Here is a 17,322-nt window from a genome sequence, read left to right as displayed (position 1 = left end):
GATCGATCCGCTCACAAAACCGCGCCCACTTCAACCACCCGGCACCGCTTCGTTCTGCGTCGCTGCGTCTGCAGCAGAGAAACGAGATTATGAAGAACTTTCGCAGCGCCGTCAACAGGTTTTTATTACTTCCCAAACCTGCCTACTTCGCTGGAAGCCTTGCCACTGCTGGCTTTCCCGCTTCCCCGTGCTCCGGTATCCGAAGCACGAAAGAGCGAGATTCTAGCGAGCCACGCAGGCAGTTGCAAGCGTTATCTGAAGTTTATTCAAGGTGTCTTTTCTACGCGGGCGGCATCATCTGGGAGGGGTACCTGGAGATCGGGCGCTAACGCACGGCCGCCCGGCGCACCGATTGTCCAGTCATGCAGTACGGTATAAGCGACCGCCAACAAAGTCGGCCCGATGAAAACGCCAAGGAAGCCGAAGGCTAACGCGCCGCCGAGGATACCCAGCATCACCAGGATCAAAGGCATGTCGCTATTCTTGCCAATCAGGATCGGCTTGATGACGTTGTCGGACATGCCGACAACCAGCACGCCCCACACCACCAGGAAGATCGCCCAGCCAGTTGCGTCGCCGTGATACAGCCAGATCGCTGCGGGTAACCAGACGATCACCGGCCCACCCGGCACCACCGACAAGAAAAACGTCGCCAGCCCAAGCAGCGCCGGCGCAGGCACGCCGGCGATCCAGCAACCAAAACCAGCAAGAATCCCCTGTACGAGGGCCGTGCCGAGAATCCCGTAGACGACGCCTTTTACCGTGCTGCCCGCCAGCGCCAGCAAATAATCAGCACGCTCGCCAGCAATACGCCGCATGCCGGCATTCAGCCACGCCGCCGCCCCTTCCCCGCCCGTGTAAAAGAAGAACGCAAGGATGATACTCAACGCCAGCAGCCCCAAGCCGTGTGTGACGGCAAGCCCCGCTGCCAGAATCCACTTGCCGGCCGGCGCCGCAAGCGTGTGCAACTGAGCGATAAGTTCCGAATTACTGCTCGTCAGACGTGCCCAGAAGGCCACGATGCTCGAACCAACCACCGGAATCCCATCGACCCAAGGCGGCAAATCAGGCAAACCGGCTTCAAAAAGCCTCTGCACCAGCGCAACGATGTCATGGACATGCGCACCGAATGCAAAGCCCGCATAGACAAACGGCCCGAGCACGACAATCAGAATGATGAGCACGATCAACGTGGCGGCCCATTTGCGCCGGCCACCGACCGCTGCAGTCAGCCTCCGGTAGAGACCCCACGAGCTGTAGCTGAGAATGGCGCCCCACAATAACGCGGTCGTAAAAGGCGCCAGCACCAGCAACGAGCCGCCCACGAGAATGATCAGCGCAAAAACCGCGGCTAGACGCTCGATCAGTTGGTCCGATTTCACGATGAATCTCCTATTGCGCCAGACCACGGCGACGAATTGACATATGCCAGTCAGGCGGCCACTGAACGCCGTCAGTATAGAAGCGGGGGGCGCCCTCGGGGAGCCTCTTATATCATTCGCTCAAGGCCTCGTGGAGCAGGCTCAGAAGCCACACGCAACAGGCTGAATTTTCGTGCAGAAACGCCCTAATTCATCCGGCTCTGCCGGCCAAACAATATGGCGGCATAGAAACGACTAGAATATAAGGTTCTGTGCCCCCCAAATTCTGGATTTATGCGCTCGCGAATCGCCAAACGTCTCCCCCCCGATGCCGACAAGCTCGTCGGTCTCTCGCTCGCGCTTTTCGCGTCGGGCAGCCGCACCGAGGACCGCTTCTGGGAAGCGAAACTCGACGCGCTGCTGACCAAGATCGTCCGCAACGCCAACCAGACTACGCTGGACGCGGCGCTCGATCATCTGCAGCAGAATCATCCTGACGCTTATGGCGCGCTCGCCGACATGGCGGAAACCCACAGCGAGTCATTCATCGTCGAGCATGACGGCGTGCCTTATGAGGCGCTGCTGATCGCCGCGCCCGTGCTCGCGTGGACCCGCTACGTGATCCCGTCGGGCCCGCTCAAGACCGACGCTGCCGACGCGCTGCGCGCGCACCTGCAAGCCCACGTGCTGGCCGCAAATACGCGCGTCGCGATGGCGCCGTTCCTGTACAGCATCGACCAGTTGCCGCGCCATCACGTCGAAACGTGGCGGATCGCGCAGCAACTCACGCAGGCGGCCTTGGCCGGCGGCAACATCAAACTCAATTTCGGCGAACTGCCGGAAACCTCACCTATTCTGGCCGACCCGCGCTTCCTGCTGGCCGTCGTGGCTGCGCCGGTGGGCGAGCCGGCATTCCGCTGGCAGGAAGAGGAGCACGGCAACCGGATCGAGCGCGGCCAATGTCTTGAGCAGTGGTCCACGCAAGGAGGTGCCAACCTGTCGCTGGCGCTGCCCGGTTGCGAATTCGAGTGTCTGTTGCCGGACGCGTACTACTCGGCATGCCGCGATGCCGACGAAAGCGTACGCCCTCACACGGTGCGGACCGCCGTGCGTTATCTATTCGACACAATTGGCGCGGCGCCCCAGGAGTTGCGAGCGGTGGTCGCCGGTTTCGGCGAACGCCGTATCGACGAATACCGGGTTGGCTTCACGCGCCGGGGCAGCAACGACGTGATTTACGGCGTCGTGTGGCCGCTCTACGGCCGTGAGAACGGCGAGCCGGGTATCGATGAAGAACCGCAGGAAACCGCGGCATCGGACGATCCGCTTGAAGAAATCGTCGCGTTGCTGAAGGAAACCGGTGTGACCGAAGTGCGGCGTCACGCAGGGCGCTTCGAGCCGGAATATTGCGACGACTGCGGCGTGCCGCTTTATGCAGACCCGCTTGGCGAGATCGTTCATGCCGAAATGCCTGAAGACGCGGAACCGGCGCAGCCTCACTTCCACTGAACCTTGGCGCGTACGCCGTCGCACGCTGTTGTAGAAATGTCGCAGAAGCAACGCAGCCTCCAAAAGAATGCCGCTCAGTTTTAAGAACTGAGCGGCATTTTTCATTTCAGGGCGATGCCAGCCAGCCGCCCTTTCGCACGTCTTTGCCCGCCAGAAAAGACCTCGCCCAAGCGAGGTCAACGCCTTCACAGGCGCTCTTACTCATTCTTCCTATGCCTTCTGGACAGGCCGTCAAATCGAAGGGAATTTGTCATGATAGTCACGGCGACGCATCGAGGCTCACCCCGGTCATTTGCCGGGGATGCGATGCGCCACCCGCCCTTTCGTCAGATCCACCTGGAGACATGTGCATGCGATTCTCAATACTCAACTCAAACGCAGAACGACGTGATGGGCTCAAGGCATTGCTGCGTCAGATCGACCGGCTTGCACGCTTCACCGAAGCACAGGATTGGCGTCAGATTGAGCGCACGTTCAAGCGTCACCGGCCCGACCTGTTGGTAATCGACTGGCAGGACTGGATGTCGATGGAAGAAGTCCGCCATCTGCTCAGCCACTATCCCGATTTACGCGTTGCCGTGATGACGGACCAGACTTCTCCGGGCAAAGTTCGGGAACTCATGGACGAAGGCGTACTCGGTGTCGTGCCGCGCGCAACTGATCCGTGCCTGATCGTGCGTGCCTTTGAAATGGTGCTGCTCGGCGGCCACTACGTGCCGCCCGGCGCGGTGGCGCTAGATCCTCCGTTGCCGCCGGACACCACCATCCGGGTATTCGACGAGAAAAATCCGCCGCCACGTCGCGCCAGATTGTCGAGCGGACTGTCGCCCCGGCAGGAGCAGATCATGCGCTGCGTGCACATGGGCAGCACCAACAAGATGATCGCGCGCACCCTCGGCATCAGCGAGGGCACCGTCAAGATCCATTTGACCTGCATATTTCAGCAACTCGGAGCGTCCAATCGCGCCGCCGCGGTCGCGCTCTATAACGGCTGGATGTCGAGTCATCTGCAGGTTCTCCGCAATAACAGCGACGGCGCGGCTCGTCCCGTCGTAGAACAAACCAGCGCGGCCCCTTCGAAGCGCGCTGCGCGGCGGCGCTTCCAGTATCCGTTGCAGGCCGACGACACGAACGCGCCATTGCCGATGGCTGCCGAACCCGCGACGCCATACGGCGACGCGCCGCCCGCCGGGCCGGAGCCTGAACCCGTGGAGCAGGACTAGGCATGCTGGTCGTCGCTGGGCACACCCAAGTCCGACAAGCATTTTCTTGAGGCGTTTGCGCTACCTGGCATGGAATCCGCTCCCACTTTTTCTCGTCCAACGAGTAATATGAGATACATGGGTTTCCTCTACACACCGCTTCCGTTCTGGGTCGCTGTCGGTGGCTGGATCGCCACTGCGATAGTGGTCGCGCTCGCGCTGTGGAAAAATCCTTTCAAACGACTTCAGGACAGCACGCTACAGCACGTCTGGCTTGCGATCATCGTCGCAGTGTCGGTGCTGTGGGCGAGTAATGCCTGGCTCGACGACGGCACTGTGATGCACCTGCTCGGCGCCACGTTATTCGTCACGTTATTCGACTGGGCGCTGGCGCTAATCGCCATGGCGGTGGTCACCGGTCTTGCGGCCGTTGTGTTCGATGCCCCGTGGCAGGGCATCGCGCTCACTTTCCTTGTGTACGGCGCACTGCCTGTCGGCATTTCGACCCTGCTCCAGCGCATCAGCATCGCGTGGCTGCCGCGCAACCTCTTTATGTTCATCTTCGGCCAGGGCTTTGTTTCGCCCGCTATCGCCGTGTCGCTCACTGCCGCTGCGGCGCTCGGTCTTCATATCGCTCTCGCGGATGGATCGACGACCGTGGTGCCAGCCGGTTACGCGTTCAGCGTGCTTCTGCTTGCCACCGGCGAGGCGTGGTTCACGGGCATGTCGACTGCACTGATCGCCGTCTATCGTCCAGCGTGGGTGACCACGTATGATGTGCGCAGATATCGACTGGGCGGTCCACGCACCTGAGATTGAACTGCATCCAGTTGGGCACCTCGCACGTATCCTTAAAACATCGCGTTTTAAACGTCGCATGTGACAGGCGCCCGCTGCTGTTTGAACCGGACCCGCGCTTCACGACACATCAAAATATTTGTGTCAGGATTGAACTCCATCCGCTCGCCGGGCATCTTACGAACCTCATGTCCCATTAGCGTCTAAAGAACTTGATGGATCGCACCAACACACCGCGCCGATTGCTGCGGCTGGTCGGCCGGTTGGCAACACTTGCTGCGAGTCTCTCGCTCATCTGTGCCGCGCCCGCCTTCGCCGATCAACTCGAACAGCACAACGACCTCGTCAACAAATTCGTCAATGACCTGCATGCGGATCCGCTCGTTGCGGACTGCGCTGCTCATGGCGACTTTGTTGCAAGCACCTCCACTGCCTTCGATCACGTCGAGTTTCCACCCAGCTCATTCGACAGCGCGCACGCGTCGGTCACACCGTGGAACGATTCGTTCGACGAAGGCAAACAGCGCGTCAAGGTAGACAACATCGTCACAGTCGAAGGACTTGGCGTCCGTCAGAACGGAAACGGCGATCCGGCCGATCTGAAATTTCGCTGCGGTTACGTCGGTGCACAGATGCTGGCGTTCAGCTGGAACGATCCTGTGCCTCCGGCGCGTGCACGTAGCGAACCTTCGTCGGGCAAACATAAGAACTCGAAGGGCAAGCACTCGGCCAGCGGCACCAAAGCTACGAAGAAATCGTCGAAGAGCGGCGGGGGCAAATCGTCGCGAACGCCGTCGAGCAAATCGGCCACGAAGAAGACATCGACCAAAAAGAAGACTCAGTGATTGCTTCAGGCGGCGATCGTCAATCGCCGCCTGCCTGCACACGCAAAAAAACGCGGCACACACTCTCACGTGTGTGCCGCGTTTTTTTTTATCCAGCAGCGTTTGTTCAACGCTTCAGGCGAACGTCTCCACGTGATGCAACACCGCCTGCAACATCGCCGCGCCCAGTGATGCGCTGCGATCGCCGTTCCAGCCGACGCGCTCGTCAGGCAAATTGGCGTTGTCCTTGAACGGCATTTCCAGCGTCAACGACAGGCAGCCGAATTCATTGCCGATGTACTTCGACGCCAGCTTCAGCGCATCCTCGCGATACTTGCTCGCGGCATAGCCGTATTTGTCCTGGAAATCAGGACTCGCCTGCTTGAATGCCTCGATGAACGCCTTCTGTTCCTGTCCTTGCCGCTCGGTGAAACCCGGCAGCATTTCAGAACCGGCCACGAACACGTAAGGCAACGCTTCATCGCCGTGGATATCGAAGAACAGATCGCAACCGGTCGCGTGAATCGCGTCGCGCACCACCAGAACCTCGGGGCTACGCGCGGCGTCCGGCTCCATCCATTCGCGGTTCAGATTCGCGCCCGCCGCGTTCGTGCGCAGATTGCCGTGCACGCTGCCGTCCGGATTCATGTTCGGCACGATGTAGAACACCGCGTGATCGTAGAGCTTTCGCGCGACCGGGTCGCCGGCCCAATCGCCCCAGCCCGCGAGGCGCTTCACCAGCCCTTCGATAAACCATTCGGCCATCGTTTCGCCGGGATGCTGGCGCGCGATCAGCCAGATCTTCTTCTTGGGCGTGTCGCCGGTTTGCGGCGTGCCGAGCGTGAGCAGCGACATGGGCCGACCTTCGACCGTCGTGCCCAGTTCGGTCAGCGATGCCTGCGGCAGTTGCTGAACCGCGCCGAGAAACTCCGAATGACGCTCTTCGCTATACGGCTCGAAATACGCGTAGTAAATGCGGTCGAAATCCGGTGTGTGATCGATAGTCAGAACGCGGCCGTCGTACGAGGTCGGCACGCGAAACCAGTTCACCCGGTCATAGCTCGCGACCGCCTGATAGTCGCGCCAGCCCTCGGCGAACGCACACGCGGCGGCGTTCTCGAAGGTCATCACGCAGCGCTCGCCCGCCGCACCCGACACGCGAAAATAAAACCACTGTGCGAACTCGGCATGGCTGTCCGGCCGCACGCGCAGACGGATGTTACCGGCGTCCTCGCAGGACAGCACCTCGATCGCGCCCGCGTCGAAATTGCTCGTAATCGATATCGTCATGATGTCCTTCCCTGCTCGATGATGTTGCACACGCGACAAAACGCTTAATCGGCGACGCGGCGGCGGAATACGTAAGTGGAATCGTTCGATGCTTCTGCGTCGAACGCATAGCCTTCGGAGTCGAACTCTTTCAGCTTCTCGGGCTGGTCGACACGGTTTTCGACCGCGTAGCGCGCCATCAGGCCGCGCGCGCGTTTGGCGTGGAAGCTGATGATCTTGTAGCGCCCGCCCTTCCAGTCTTCGAAAACGGGCGTGATGACGGGCGCGTCGAGCAGCTTCGGCTTGACCGATTTGAAGTACTCGGTCGACGCGCAATTCACCAGCACGCGCGAAGCCGTGGCGTTCTTCTTCAACTGCGCATTCAGAGCCTGCGTGATGCGCTCGCCCCAGAACGCGTACAGATCCTTGCCGCGCGGATTGGCGAACCGCGTGCCCATTTCGAGCCGGTACGGTTGCAGCAGATCGAGCGGACGCAGCAACCCGTAGAGACCGGACAGCACGCGCACATGGTTCTGCGCATAGTCCAGATCCGCCGGCGACAACGTCTTCGCGTTGAAGCCCTCATACACGTCGCCATTGAACGCAAGCACCGCCTGCTTCGCATTGTGCGTGTCGAATTTCGGCGACCATTCGGCGTAGCGCTGAAAATTCAGGTGCGCGAGTTGATCGGAAATATCCATCAACGAGGCGATCTGCTGCGGCGACAAACGGCGCAATCCGCCGATCAATTCGGCGGCGTCATCGACAAAATCGGGGATCGTGTGCTTTTTGACGTGCGGGGGGGTTTCGTAGTCGAGCGATTTCGCCGGCGACAGAACGATTATCATAGAGGCTTGCAGGCACGCCGTGCCTGGCGGTCAAAGACGAAAGCCAGATTGTAACGAATGCCCGGTTCCCATGCCTCACACGACGCCTTGCGCGTCGTCCTCGATTCCAATGTGTGGATCGATATTCTCGTGTTCGACGACCCGCACACGCGGCCCATCGCGGCCGCGCTCGAAAGCGGCACGCTTGCCGCGCTGATCGACGCGCGGTGTCTCGCCGAACTCACTTACGTACTCGACTATCCGCAATTCGTGCATCGAAACGTGGATAAAGCGGCCGCGCTGGCTGTCGTCGCGCGACTCGCGCAACTGGTCGAACCCGCACAGCCCGCCGAAGACGCGAAGCCGCTGCCCAAATGCAAGGATCGCGACGACCAGAAGTTTCTCGAACTCGCGCACGCCGCGAAAGCCGACTGGCTGGTGTCGAAAGACCGCGCGGTATTGAAGCTTGCAAAGCGGATCGCGCGCGATTTCGGTTTCCAGATTGCGCAGCCCGCGCCGTTCGTCGCCGCGATCAGCACTTCGCTGAGCGACGCCGACGAGCCCGCTCCCGCGTGATTCCCGCTGTGCTGGCCTTGGCCGAACGGCTAACGAAGGCCTCGCGGCGCCCACACGCCGCCGCGATTCCCTACAATCAGGCTTCGTCCTTGCCCGACGACGCGCTTCGCCCAATTCGCCAACTCTCTTGCCAACGCTTCGGATAGCGCCATGAATGCACTGCACGACACGCCCATGAGTCCCTCGTTTCCTTCGCGCCTGCCGAATGTCGGCACGACGATTTTCACCGTGATGAGCGCGCTCGCCGCCGAAAAAGGCGCGGTCAACCTGGGCCAGGGCTTCCCCGATTTCAATTGCGATCCGCGCATTGTCGATGCGGTCTCGAACGCAATGCGCGACGGCCACAACCAGTACCCGCCGATGGCCGGCGTCGCGCCGCTGCGTCAGGCTATCTCCGACAAGATTGCAAACCTGTATGGCCGCCGCTACGACGCCACGAATGAAATCACGGTGACTGCGGGCGCGACCCAGGCGTTGCTGACCGCGATTCTGTGCGCCGTTCATCCGGGCGACGAAGTGGTGGTGATCGAGCCGACTTACGACAGCTACCTGCCGTCGATCGAACTCGCTGGCGGCAAGCCGGTTTTCGTCACGCTCGACGCACCCGACTACGCGATCCCGTTCGACAAGCTCGCCGCCGCCATCACGCCGAAAACGCGGCTGCTGCTGATCAACACGCCGCACAATCCGACCGGCACGGTCTGGCGCGCGGAAGACATGCGCAAGCTCGAAGAGATCGTGCGCGGCACCAATGTGCTGATCCTTTCCGACGAAGTGTACGAACACATGGTCTACGACGGCGCGCCGCACGAAAGCGTTGCGCGTTACCCGGAACTGGCGCAGCGCAGTTTCGTCGTGTCGAGCTTCGGCAAGACCTATCACGTGACGGGCTGGAAAGTCGGCTACGTGGCGGCACCCGCCGCGCTCACCGCCGAATTCCGCAAGGTGCATCAGTTCAACGTGTTCACGGTGAATACACCGATGCAGATCGGTCTCGCCGAGTACATGAAAGACCCGGCGCCCTATCTCGACCTGCCGACGTTCTATCAGAAGAAGCGCGACTTCTTCCGCGCCGGGCTTGCCAACTCGCGCTTCAAGTTGCTGCCCTGCACGGGCACCTACTTTCAGTGCGTCGACTACTCGGCAATCAGCGATTTACCCGAAGCCGAATTCGCACAATGGCTGACCGGCGAGATCGGCGTCGCGGCCATTCCGGTGTCGGCGTTCTATCACGAGGCGCATGAATCGGGCGTGGTGCGCTTCTGCTTCGCCAAACAGGAAAGCACCCTCGCCACCGCGCTCGAACGGTTGGCGCGGCTATAAAAAATGCTCCGCGCGACGCTTCGAACGAACCTCCGTTCCTCGCTATCGCGCGCAGCGGCTGAGGCGTGCGCCGCGCGCCTCAGCATGCTTCCCTGCTCGAAGAACCTGCAGCACCCGCATTACATCCCTTCAAGCGGGACGCGACGCCGCGATATACGCCTTGCGGTCGTCGGTCACACGTTGCGCTGCCGGTCGCGCGTTGATCTCCTTCACGTAGCTTTTCCAGTCGAGGCCCGCGTCGAGCAGAAAATCGCGACCGTAGATGGTCTGCGTCGCCATGCCGACCAGCGGCAAGCTCACATAACCGGCTGTGTCCGCGACGCTGAAGCGCTCGCCGCCCAGATACGGCCCGAACTTTGCGATCCGTTTGAAGCCCGCAATGTGATGTGCGAGCAGCTTCTCGATACGCCCCTTCGTCGCGTCGGTCACGGTGCCGCCGAAGAACGCTTCCTTGTACAGATTGCGCGCGGTCAGTTCGAGATGCACGTCGACGAACATGATCAGTTCGCGCTCCTTCGCGGCTTCCCAAGGGTCGGCAGAAAAAATCGCCTTGTCGGGAAAGCGCGCCGCCAGATACTCGACGATGCATTGCGACTCGCACAAATCGCCGTCTTCAGTCTGCAGATAAGGCACCTTGCCGAGCGGAGAATGCTCGAGCACGGCCTCGTCCTGACTCGGCGTCACGAACACTTCTTCGAACGGAATGCCGTGTTCGAGAAGCACGAACTTCACTTTGTTGTAGTAGTTAGAGAGCGCGAAACCGCACAGCTTGAGCATCCGGTGTCTCCTTTTTTCGGGTTGTGTAAGACCGCTCGTCTGAGTCAAAACGCACATCGACGCAGCGGCCATCGAACAATCATCCAGTAAATTGCACGATCGTGCTATTCTAAAATAACCATGGAGTCGAGCATCACAATGACCTCTCGCCATTTCAGTATCGAGACTATCGGCATTGTCGGAACCGGTGCAATGGGTCGCGGCATCGCCCAGATCGCCGCGTTGGCGGGCCTGAAGGTTCGTCTGTACGACACCAACCCCGCTGCGATCGGCGCGGCGCGCGACTACCTCGCCGAGACTTTCGCCAAATTGACGGCCAAAGGCAAGCTCGACCAGGCGCGTTCGCTCGCGGCGTTGGCTAACGTAAGCGGCGCGCATGCGATCGGCGAGCTGGCCGATTGCGACCTCGTGATCGAAGCGATTGTCGAAAAACTCGACGTGAAACAAGCGCTCTTTCGCGAACTCGAAACCGTGGTAAGCGGCCGTTGCGTGCTGGCGTCGAACACGTCGTCGCTGTCCATTACCGCCATTGCCGCCGCTTGCACCGACCCGTCGCGCGTGGCCGGCTACCACTTCTTCAATCCCGTTCCGTTGATGAAAGTCGTCGAGGTGATCGACGGCTTGCGCAGCGACCCCGCGGCGGGCGACGCGCTAATGGTTCTCGCGCGCCGCATGGGTCACACACCGGTGCGCGCGAAAGACATGCCCGGCTTCATCGTCAATCACGCGGGCCGGGGGATGAATACCGAAGGCTTGCGGGTGGCAGGCGAAGGCGTCGCGAGTTTCGCGGACATCGACCGGATCATGCGCGAGCAGGCGGGTTTTCGCCTCGGGCCGTTCGAGTTGCTCGACCTGACCGCGCTGGACGTGTCGCATCCGGTGATGGAGTCGATCTATCACCAGTTCTATGAAGAGCCGCGTTTCACGCCGTCGCCAATTACAGGCACGCGGCTCGCGGGCGGATTGATCGGCCGCAAAACGGGTGAAGGCTTTTATCGTTACGTGGACGGCAAGCAGCAGGTGCCTGCCGAAGCGCCCGCGCCGACGCAGTTGCCGAAAAGCGTGTGGGTCAGCAAGCGCCATCCGCAGGCGCACGAGGCGGTCGTCAAACTCATCGGCGAGGCAAGCAGCGTGATGCTCGACGAGGGCGCCGTGCCCGCTGCGGATTCGCTGATCGTCGTCACCCCGTTCGGGCACGATGCAACCACCGCCGCAGTCGACGAAGCACTGGACGCAACCCGCGTCGTCGCGATCGACGCCCTCTTCCCGCTCATCGGCGCGCAACGCCGCACGCTGATGACCACGCCTGCTACAACCCGCGCCGCGAGGGACGCCGCGCATGCGCTATTCGCGTCCGACGGCGTGCCCGTCACCGTGATCCGCGACTCGACCGGCTTCGTCGCGCAACGCGTGGTGGCGACCATCGTCAACATTGGCTGCGACATCGCGCAGAAACAGATCGCCACGCCCGACGATATCGACCTCGCCGTCACGCTCGGTCTCGGCTATCCGCGCGGCCCGCTCGCGCTTGGCGATGCGCTCGGCGCAGCCACCATCCTCACGATCCTGCGCAATATGTTCAGCGTGCTCGGCGATCCACGTTACCGTCCGTCGCCCTGGCTCGCACGTCGAGCGCAACTCGGCCTGTCGCTGACCCAACGCGACGCCGCCGACATCCAACCGGAGACCCAACAATGAGCGCCGAACTGCTGACCTCGCGTCCGACCGAAAGCGAATCGACACTAGTCCTCACGCTGTCGAACCCCGGTGCGCGCAACGCGCTGCATCCGGATATGTATGCAGCCGGAATTGAGGCGCTCGATTCAGTGGAGCGCGATCCGTCGATTCGCGCCGTCGTGATTACCGGCGCCGACAACTTCTTCTGCGCGGGCGGTAATCTGAACCGCCTGCTTGAGAATCGCGCGAAAGATCCGTCGGTTCAGGCCGAAAGCATCGACATGCTCGGTCAGTGGATTTCGGCTTTGCGTCTGTCGTCGAAACCAGTGATTGCCGCCGTCGACGGCGCCGCTGCCGGTGCCGGCTTTTCGCTCGCGCTCGCCTGCGATCTGATCGTCGCCGGCGACGACGCCAAATTCGTCATGTCGTACGCCCGCGTGGGCCTGACGCCCGATGGCGGCGGCTCGTGGTTCCTCGCGCAAGCGCTGCCGCGCCAGCTGGCCACCGAGGTGCTGATCGAAGGCAAGCCGATCGGTGCGGCGCGCCTGCAGGCACTCGGCGTCGTCAACAAACTGGCCAAACCTGGCCACGCGCGCGACACCGCCGTCGCCTGGGCCGACGAACTCGGCAAGATTTCGCCGAATTCGGTAGCACGCATCAAAGGTCTGATTGGCGCTGCCGGCGCACAACCGCTCGCGGAGCATCTGGTGGCGGAGCGCGATAGCTTCGTCGCGTCGCTGCATCATCGCGACGGGCTCGAAGGAATTTCCGCGTTCCTCGAAAAGCGCGCGCCGGTCTACAAATGAACCCGTGAAGCAGGAGCGAAACGAGAGAGACCATGCCTGACTATCAACTGCCCAAACGCCGCCGCATCTTTCTGATGCGCCACGGCGACGTCACCTACTTCGACGACTCCGGCCGCGCGATCGATCCTGAAACCGTGCCGCTGAACGCCAATGGCCGCGAACAGGCAAGCGCGGCGGGCCGCGTGTTTGCCGAACAGCAGGTCCGCTTCGATCGGGTGATCGTCAGCGGCTTGCCGCGTACCGTCGAAACCGCCACGCGTGTGCTGGCCGAAACAGGCCAGCAGATCGAACTCGAGATCGAACCCGCGTGGCAAGAGATTCGCGGCGGCAGACTGGGCAGTATTCCGGCCCAGGATATCGAAGCGGCTTTTCTCGGCGTGTTCGACGGCATCGTGCCGGAAAGCACGCGCTTTCTCGACGGCGAGACCATCGGCGCGTTGTTTGATCGCGTGTTGCCGGCCGTGGCTGCGTTGCGCGAGGACACTTCGTGGGACACCGCGCTGCTGGTCCTGCATGGCGGCGTGAATCGCGCGATTCTGTCGCATGCATTGACCGCCGGGGGCCGCACGTTCTTCGGACATCTGTCGCAGGCCACGGGCTGTATCAATGCGCTCGATGTCGGCACCGCGGCGCGCGACTGGGTACTCCGCATGCTCAACTATTCCCCGCCGTCGCCGCTGCATCGCGACGTTCGCAATACCACGATGGAAATGCTCTACGCACAATTCATTCAATACAAGCGTAGCTGAACCCGAACTGGAGGAGACATATGGCGCAAGCCACACAGACCGGCGAACCAGAACACAAACCGGATTACTCGGCTTTCGAGGGCACGCGGCCCGTCAACGAGCGGCAGCGTTTCGACGCCGAAGCGCTTGCCGCATGGCTGACCCGCCACGTCGACGGATTTTCCGGCCCGCTTACGCTGGAGCAATTCGCCGGTGGCCAGTCCAACCCCACTTTCAAGCTGGTCACGCCGTCGCGCTCGTATGTGATGCGCGCGAAGCCTGGGCCTGCGGCGAAGCTGCTGCCATCCGCGCATGCCGTCGAACGTGAATATCGCGTGATGCATGCGCTGGCCGGCACCGACGTGCCAGTCGCGCAAATGCTGGCGCTGTGCGACGACGAAAGCGTGATTGGGCGTGCGTTCTACGTGATGGAGTTTGTCGAAGGCCGCGTGTTGTGGGATCAGTCGCTGCCCGGCATGACGCCCGCCGAACGCGCGGCGATCTACGACGAAATGAATCGCGTGATCGCGGCGCTGCATAGCGTGAACGTAGAGGCAGCCGGTCTCGCCGACTACGGCAAACCCGGCAATTACTTCGCACGGCAAATCGGTCGCTGGAGCAAGCAGTACATCGCGTCCGAAACCGAGCCGATCGACGCGATGCAGCGGTTGATCGACTGGCTGCCGCAACACATGCCCGCTGAAACTGGCGAGCGCGCGTCGGTCGTACACGGAGATTTCCGGCTCGACAATCTGATCTTTCATCCGCATGAGCCGCGAGTGCTGGCCGTGCTCGATTGGGAGCTGTCGACGCTCGGCGACCCGCTCGCCGACTTCGCGTATCACTGCATGGCGTGGCACGTCGATCCGGCGAAATTCCGCGGCATCGCGGGCCTGGATTGGGCAGCCCTCGGCATTCCCGACGAAAACCAGTACGTCGAGCGCTATTGCAAACGCACCGGCTTCGAGATTCACGGCGACTGGAATTTTTATCTCGCATACAACATGTTCCGCATCGCCGCGATTCTGCAAGGGATCATGAAGCGCGTCGTCGACGGCACTGCGGCCAGTGCGCAAGCGCTTGATGCCGGTCGTCGCGCAAAGCCGATGGCCGAACTTGCGTGGCATTACGCGCAAAAGGTGCGCTAGCTGGGTGCGTCGAACATCCGGCCCACCGAATGAATACGCGCGTTGAATCAGCGCGCGCAGAAAGACCCTCATCCGCCATTTGTTATCGCGAGGTCACACATGAATTTCGATTACACCCCGAAGGTTCAGGCATTGCGCGAAAAGCTGCTCGCTTTCTTCGATGAGCACATCTATCCGAATGAACACGAATTCTATGCGGAGATTTCGCGTAATCGCCAGAACGGCAACGCGTGGCTGCCGACCGAACTGATCGAGCAACTCAAACACAAGGCGCGCGACGCCGGCCTGTGGAATCTGTTCCTGCCAGAATCCGCACGCGGCGCCGGGCTGACGAACCTCGAATACGCGCCGCTGTGCGAAATCATGGGCCGCGTGCCTTGGGCACCCGAAGTGTTCAACTGCAGCGCGCCCGACACCGGCAACATGGAGACGATCGAGCGTTACGGCAGCGAGGACAATAAGCGCGAATGGCTCGAACCTCTGCTCAAAGGCCAGATCCGCTCGGCATTTCTGATGACGGAACCCGAAGTGGCATCGTCGGATGCGACCAATATCCAGACCAGCATCGTGCGCGATGGCGACTACTACGTGATCAACGGTCACAAGTGGTGGTCGTCCGGTGCGGGCGATCCGCGCTGCAAGGTGTATATCGTGATGGGCAAGACCGATCCCGACGCGCCGCGCCACCAGCAGCAGTCGATGATCCTCGTTCCCGCCGACGCCACCGGCATCACCGTGCATCGTCCGCTGACCGTATTCGGTTACGACGACGCGCCACACGGCCACATGGAAATCACGCTCGACAACGTACGCGTGCCCGCCACCAACATGCTGCTCGGTGAAGGTCGCGGCTTCGAGATCGCACAAGGCCGCCTCGGACCGGGACGCATCCACCACTGCATGCGTCTGATCGGCCTCGCCGAGCGCGCAATCGAATTGATGGCGAAACGCTCGCTGCAACGCGTCGCGTTCGGCAAACCGGTCGCGGCACAAGGCGTCACGCTGGAACGTCTTGCCGAGGCGCGCTGCATGATCGAACAGGCGCGTCTGCTCACGCTGAAAACTGCGTACATGATGGACACGGTCGGCAACAAGGGCGCGCGCGGCGAGATCGCGATGATCAAGGTGGTCGCGCCGAACATGGCGTGTCAGGTGATCGACTGGGCGATTCAGGCGCACGGCGGCGGTGGCGTCAGCGACGACTTCCCGCTGGCTTATGCATATGCGTCGGCGAGAACGCTGCGTTTTGCCGACGGTCCCGACGAAGTACATCGCAATGCGATCGCCAAGCTCGAACTCGCGCGTCATATGGATGCGAGCGCGGCAGCCAAAGTGGAGATGCCGGTTACGCGGGTTTGAGTTCGATCCGGGATGAGTGGCGACCGGTGCTTGTGAAGTTCTAAAGGCCGGCGCCTCGCCACAAGTGGAACGAAGCCGCATTCTTCTTTGCGCGACCCATTGGGATGAAAAAAGGCGCGAACCTGGTTCGCGCCTTTTTTACGTTGCATGCATGTTCATCGTTCCGTATCGAAACGATGCACAACCGCTAAAAGTAATGCCGCGTGATGAACTCGGCGACACACACCGGCCGCTCACTGCCCTGCCGTTCCAACGTCACATTCCACACAGCCTGCACCCCATTGCTGTCGACCTCAGTCACGGACTCCACGACGAATTTCGCACGCAACTGCGAGCCGACCAGAACCGGCGACGTGAACCGCACACGATTCAACCCATAGTTGACGCCCATGCGCTGTTTGATCGCAATCGTCTTACCCAGCAAAGCCGGAATCAACGACAGCGTCAGGAAGCCATGCGCAACCGGACCACCAAACGGCGATTCGCGCTTCGCCCGCTCCGGGTCGATGTGAATCCACTGATGATCGCCGGTAGCTTCGGCGAACAGATCGACGCGCGCCTGATCGACCGTCATCCACTCGCTGACTAGCGGCTCTGCGCCGACTTGCGCACGCAGCGCTTCTGCATCGTCAAACGTCGCGGCGGACGCCGCACCGATCGTCATGACGCCGCTCCAGGATTGCGCAGCCCGAACAGTCCCTTCGAACTGACCGTGATCACCATCTCGCCGTGCTGATTGAACCCTTCCCAGCGCGTCGACACGATGCCGCGATCCGGCTTGCTCTCCGAAACGCGTTTGTCGAGCACGACATTCATCATCGTGATGGTGTCGCCGACCCGCACCGGCTTCAACCAGCGAATCTCGTCGATACCCGGCGAACCCATCGAAGTCGAACCTGCGAACGCGTTGCGCACCAGCATGCCCATCATGACCGAGCAGGTATGCCAGCCGCTCGCCACCAGTCCGCGAAACGGCGATTTTTCCGCCGCGGCTTCGTCCAGATGAAACGGCTGCGGATCGAACTTCACCGCGAACTCGACAATTTCTTCACGCGTGAATGTGTGCTTGCCGATTTCGGTACTCGTGCCGACTATCAGGTCTTCGAAACTCAAGCCCATGGTCGTATCTCCTGCTTAT

The 17,322-nt window shown here is 61.4% G+C and carries 17 protein-coding genes; 11 read left to right on the top strand and 6 right to left on the bottom strand.

Annotated elements, in window-relative coordinates; genetic code table 11:
- Positions 1-266: 266 nt before the first annotated feature.
- Positions 267-1,382, bottom strand: coding sequence for an AI-2E family transporter (locus ABH945_RS15830; protein WP_143026228.1), 1,116 nt, complete (start codon positions 1,380-1,382; stop codon positions 267-269).
- 273 nt (positions 1,383-1,655) lie between these two features.
- Between ABH945_RS15830 and ABH945_RS15825 the strand changes: the two genes are divergently transcribed.
- The 4 genes from ABH945_RS15825 (at position 1,656) to ABH945_RS15810 (ending at position 5,715) form a co-directional block, all read left to right on the top strand.
- Positions 1,656-2,870: a DUF2863 family protein gene (locus ABH945_RS15825; RefSeq protein ID WP_074763561.1), complete on the top strand. Its 1,215-nt coding sequence runs from the start codon at positions 1,656-1,658 to the stop codon at positions 2,868-2,870.
- 350 nt (positions 2,871-3,220) lie between these two features.
- Positions 3,221-4,093, top strand: a complete 873-nt coding sequence (locus ABH945_RS15820; protein ID WP_429251072.1) for a LuxR C-terminal-related transcriptional regulator — start codon at positions 3,221-3,223, stop codon at positions 4,091-4,093.
- A 117-nt stretch (positions 4,094-4,210) separates the two neighbouring features.
- Positions 4,211-4,885, top strand: coding sequence for an energy-coupling factor ABC transporter permease (locus ABH945_RS15815; RefSeq protein ID WP_074763559.1), 675 nt, complete (start codon positions 4,211-4,213; stop codon positions 4,883-4,885).
- Positions 4,886-5,085: 200 nt separating this feature from the next.
- On the top strand, positions 5,086-5,715 hold the full coding sequence (locus ABH945_RS15810; RefSeq protein ID WP_074763558.1) for a BspC domain-containing protein: 630 nt from the start codon (positions 5,086-5,088) through the stop codon (positions 5,713-5,715).
- A gap of 114 nt (positions 5,716-5,829) precedes the next feature.
- On the opposite strand, the gene ABH945_RS15805 is transcribed toward ABH945_RS15810, so the two are convergent.
- Together ABH945_RS15805 and yaaA are read right to left on the bottom strand one after the other, a co-directional pair.
- Complete coding sequence (locus ABH945_RS15805) at positions 5,830-6,984, bottom strand: M14 family metallopeptidase (RefSeq protein WP_429251071.1); 1,155 nt, start codon at positions 6,982-6,984, stop codon at positions 5,830-5,832.
- A 44-nt stretch (positions 6,985-7,028) separates the two neighbouring features.
- Positions 7,029-7,811, bottom strand: a complete 783-nt coding sequence (gene yaaA / locus ABH945_RS15800; RefSeq protein WP_074763556.1) for a peroxide stress protein YaaA — start codon at positions 7,809-7,811, stop codon at positions 7,029-7,031.
- A gap of 57 nt (positions 7,812-7,868) precedes the next feature.
- On the opposite strand from yaaA, the gene ABH945_RS15795 reads away from it, so the two are divergent.
- Positions 7,869-8,366: a putative toxin-antitoxin system toxin component, PIN family gene (locus tag ABH945_RS15795; RefSeq protein WP_074763555.1), complete on the top strand. Its 498-nt coding sequence runs from the start codon at positions 7,869-7,871 to the stop codon at positions 8,364-8,366.
- A 150-nt stretch (positions 8,367-8,516) separates the two neighbouring features.
- On the top strand, positions 8,517-9,689 hold the full coding sequence (locus ABH945_RS15790) for a pyridoxal phosphate-dependent aminotransferase (protein ID WP_429251070.1): 1,173 nt from the start codon (positions 8,517-8,519) through the stop codon (positions 9,687-9,689).
- Positions 9,690-9,818: 129 nt separating this feature from the next.
- Here the strand turns inward: ABH945_RS15790 and ABH945_RS15785 are convergent, their stop codons facing one another.
- A complete protein-coding gene (locus ABH945_RS15785; protein ID WP_074763553.1) occupies positions 9,819-10,466 on the bottom strand; it encodes a glutathione S-transferase family protein in 648 nt (215 codons plus the stop codon).
- Positions 10,467-10,604: 138 nt separating this feature from the next.
- Here ABH945_RS15785 and ABH945_RS15780 point away from each other — a divergent pair, with 138 nt between their 5' ends.
- From ABH945_RS15780 to ABH945_RS15760, 5 genes are all read left to right on the top strand, one after another.
- Positions 10,605-12,164 (top strand): 3-hydroxyacyl-CoA dehydrogenase, encoded by a 1,560-nt coding sequence (locus ABH945_RS15780; RefSeq protein ID WP_429251069.1) that lies wholly within the window; start codon positions 10,605-10,607, stop codon positions 12,162-12,164.
- Positions 12,161-12,949, top strand: coding sequence for an oxepin-CoA hydrolase, alternative type (locus ABH945_RS15775; RefSeq protein WP_429251068.1), 789 nt, complete (start codon positions 12,161-12,163; stop codon positions 12,947-12,949). Before ABH945_RS15780 ends, ABH945_RS15775 begins: the two co-directional genes overlap by 4 nt.
- A gap of 32 nt (positions 12,950-12,981) precedes the next feature.
- Positions 12,982-13,698: a histidine phosphatase family protein gene (locus ABH945_RS15770; RefSeq protein ID WP_429251067.1), complete on the top strand. Its 717-nt coding sequence runs from the start codon at positions 12,982-12,984 to the stop codon at positions 13,696-13,698.
- A 20-nt stretch (positions 13,699-13,718) separates the two neighbouring features.
- Positions 13,719-14,825: a phosphotransferase gene (locus ABH945_RS15765; protein ID WP_429251066.1), complete on the top strand. Its 1,107-nt coding sequence runs from the start codon at positions 13,719-13,721 to the stop codon at positions 14,823-14,825.
- Positions 14,826-14,924: 99 nt separating this feature from the next.
- A complete protein-coding gene (locus tag ABH945_RS15760) occupies positions 14,925-16,184 on the top strand; it encodes an acyl-CoA dehydrogenase family protein (RefSeq protein WP_429251065.1) in 1,260 nt (419 codons plus the stop codon).
- A 187-nt stretch (positions 16,185-16,371) separates the two neighbouring features.
- Here ABH945_RS15760 and ABH945_RS15755 read toward each other — a convergent pair whose 3' ends face one another.
- A complete protein-coding gene (locus ABH945_RS15755) occupies positions 16,372-16,848 on the bottom strand; it encodes a MaoC family dehydratase (protein WP_429251064.1) in 477 nt (158 codons plus the stop codon).
- Positions 16,845-17,303 carry a MaoC family dehydratase gene (locus ABH945_RS15750; protein WP_429251063.1) on the bottom strand — a complete coding sequence of 153 codons (459 nt, stop codon included), beginning with the start codon at positions 17,301-17,303 and terminating at the stop codon, positions 16,845-16,847. The genes ABH945_RS15755 and ABH945_RS15750 overlap by 4 nt, the downstream gene beginning before the upstream one ends.
- Positions 17,304-17,322: the final 19 nt, after the last annotated feature.

Source organism: Paraburkholderia sp. GAS333, from assembly GCF_050435665.1.
Classification (GTDB): Bacteria; Pseudomonadota; Gammaproteobacteria; order Burkholderiales; family Burkholderiaceae; genus Paraburkholderia; species Paraburkholderia fungorum_A.
This window is presented reverse-complemented; position numbering and strand designations above follow the sequence as displayed.

Coding starts and splice junctions, on each gene's coding strand:
- ABH945_RS15785 (WP_074763553.1), bottom strand. CDS start 10,466: ATGCTCAAGCTGTGCGGTTTCGCGCTCTCTAACTACTACAACAAAGTG.
- ABH945_RS15770 (WP_429251067.1), top strand. CDS start 12,982: ATGCCTGACTATCAACTGCCCAAACGCCGCCGCATCTTTCTGATGCGC.
- ABH945_RS15815 (WP_074763559.1), top strand. CDS start 4,211: ATGGGTTTCCTCTACACACCGCTTCCGTTCTGGGTCGCTGTCGGTGGC.
- ABH945_RS15755 (WP_429251064.1), bottom strand. CDS start 16,848: ATGACGATCGGTGCGGCGTCCGCCGCGACGTTTGACGATGCAGAAGCG.
- ABH945_RS15795 (WP_074763555.1), top strand. CDS start 7,869: ATGCCCGGTTCCCATGCCTCACACGACGCCTTGCGCGTCGTCCTCGAT.
- ABH945_RS15805 (WP_429251071.1), bottom strand. CDS start 6,984: ATGACGATATCGATTACGAGCAATTTCGACGCGGGCGCGATCGAGGTG.
- ABH945_RS15765 (WP_429251066.1), top strand. CDS start 13,719: ATGGCGCAAGCCACACAGACCGGCGAACCAGAACACAAACCGGATTAC.
- ABH945_RS15780 (WP_429251069.1), top strand. CDS start 10,605: ATGACCTCTCGCCATTTCAGTATCGAGACTATCGGCATTGTCGGAACC.
- ABH945_RS15820 (WP_429251072.1), top strand. CDS start 3,221: ATGCGATTCTCAATACTCAACTCAAACGCAGAACGACGTGATGGGCTC.
- ABH945_RS15760 (WP_429251065.1), top strand. CDS start 14,925: ATGAATTTCGATTACACCCCGAAGGTTCAGGCATTGCGCGAAAAGCTG.
- yaaA (WP_074763556.1), bottom strand. CDS start 7,811: ATGATAATCGTTCTGTCGCCGGCGAAATCGCTCGACTACGAAACCCCC.
- ABH945_RS15790 (WP_429251070.1), top strand. CDS start 8,517: ATGAATGCACTGCACGACACGCCCATGAGTCCCTCGTTTCCTTCGCGC.
- ABH945_RS15775 (WP_429251068.1), top strand. CDS start 12,161: ATGAGCGCCGAACTGCTGACCTCGCGTCCGACCGAAAGCGAATCGACA.
- ABH945_RS15810 (WP_074763558.1), top strand. CDS start 5,086: ATGGATCGCACCAACACACCGCGCCGATTGCTGCGGCTGGTCGGCCGG.
- ABH945_RS15825 (WP_074763561.1), top strand. CDS start 1,656: ATGCGCTCGCGAATCGCCAAACGTCTCCCCCCCGATGCCGACAAGCTC.
- ABH945_RS15750 (WP_429251063.1), bottom strand. CDS start 17,303: ATGGGCTTGAGTTTCGAAGACCTGATAGTCGGCACGAGTACCGAAATC.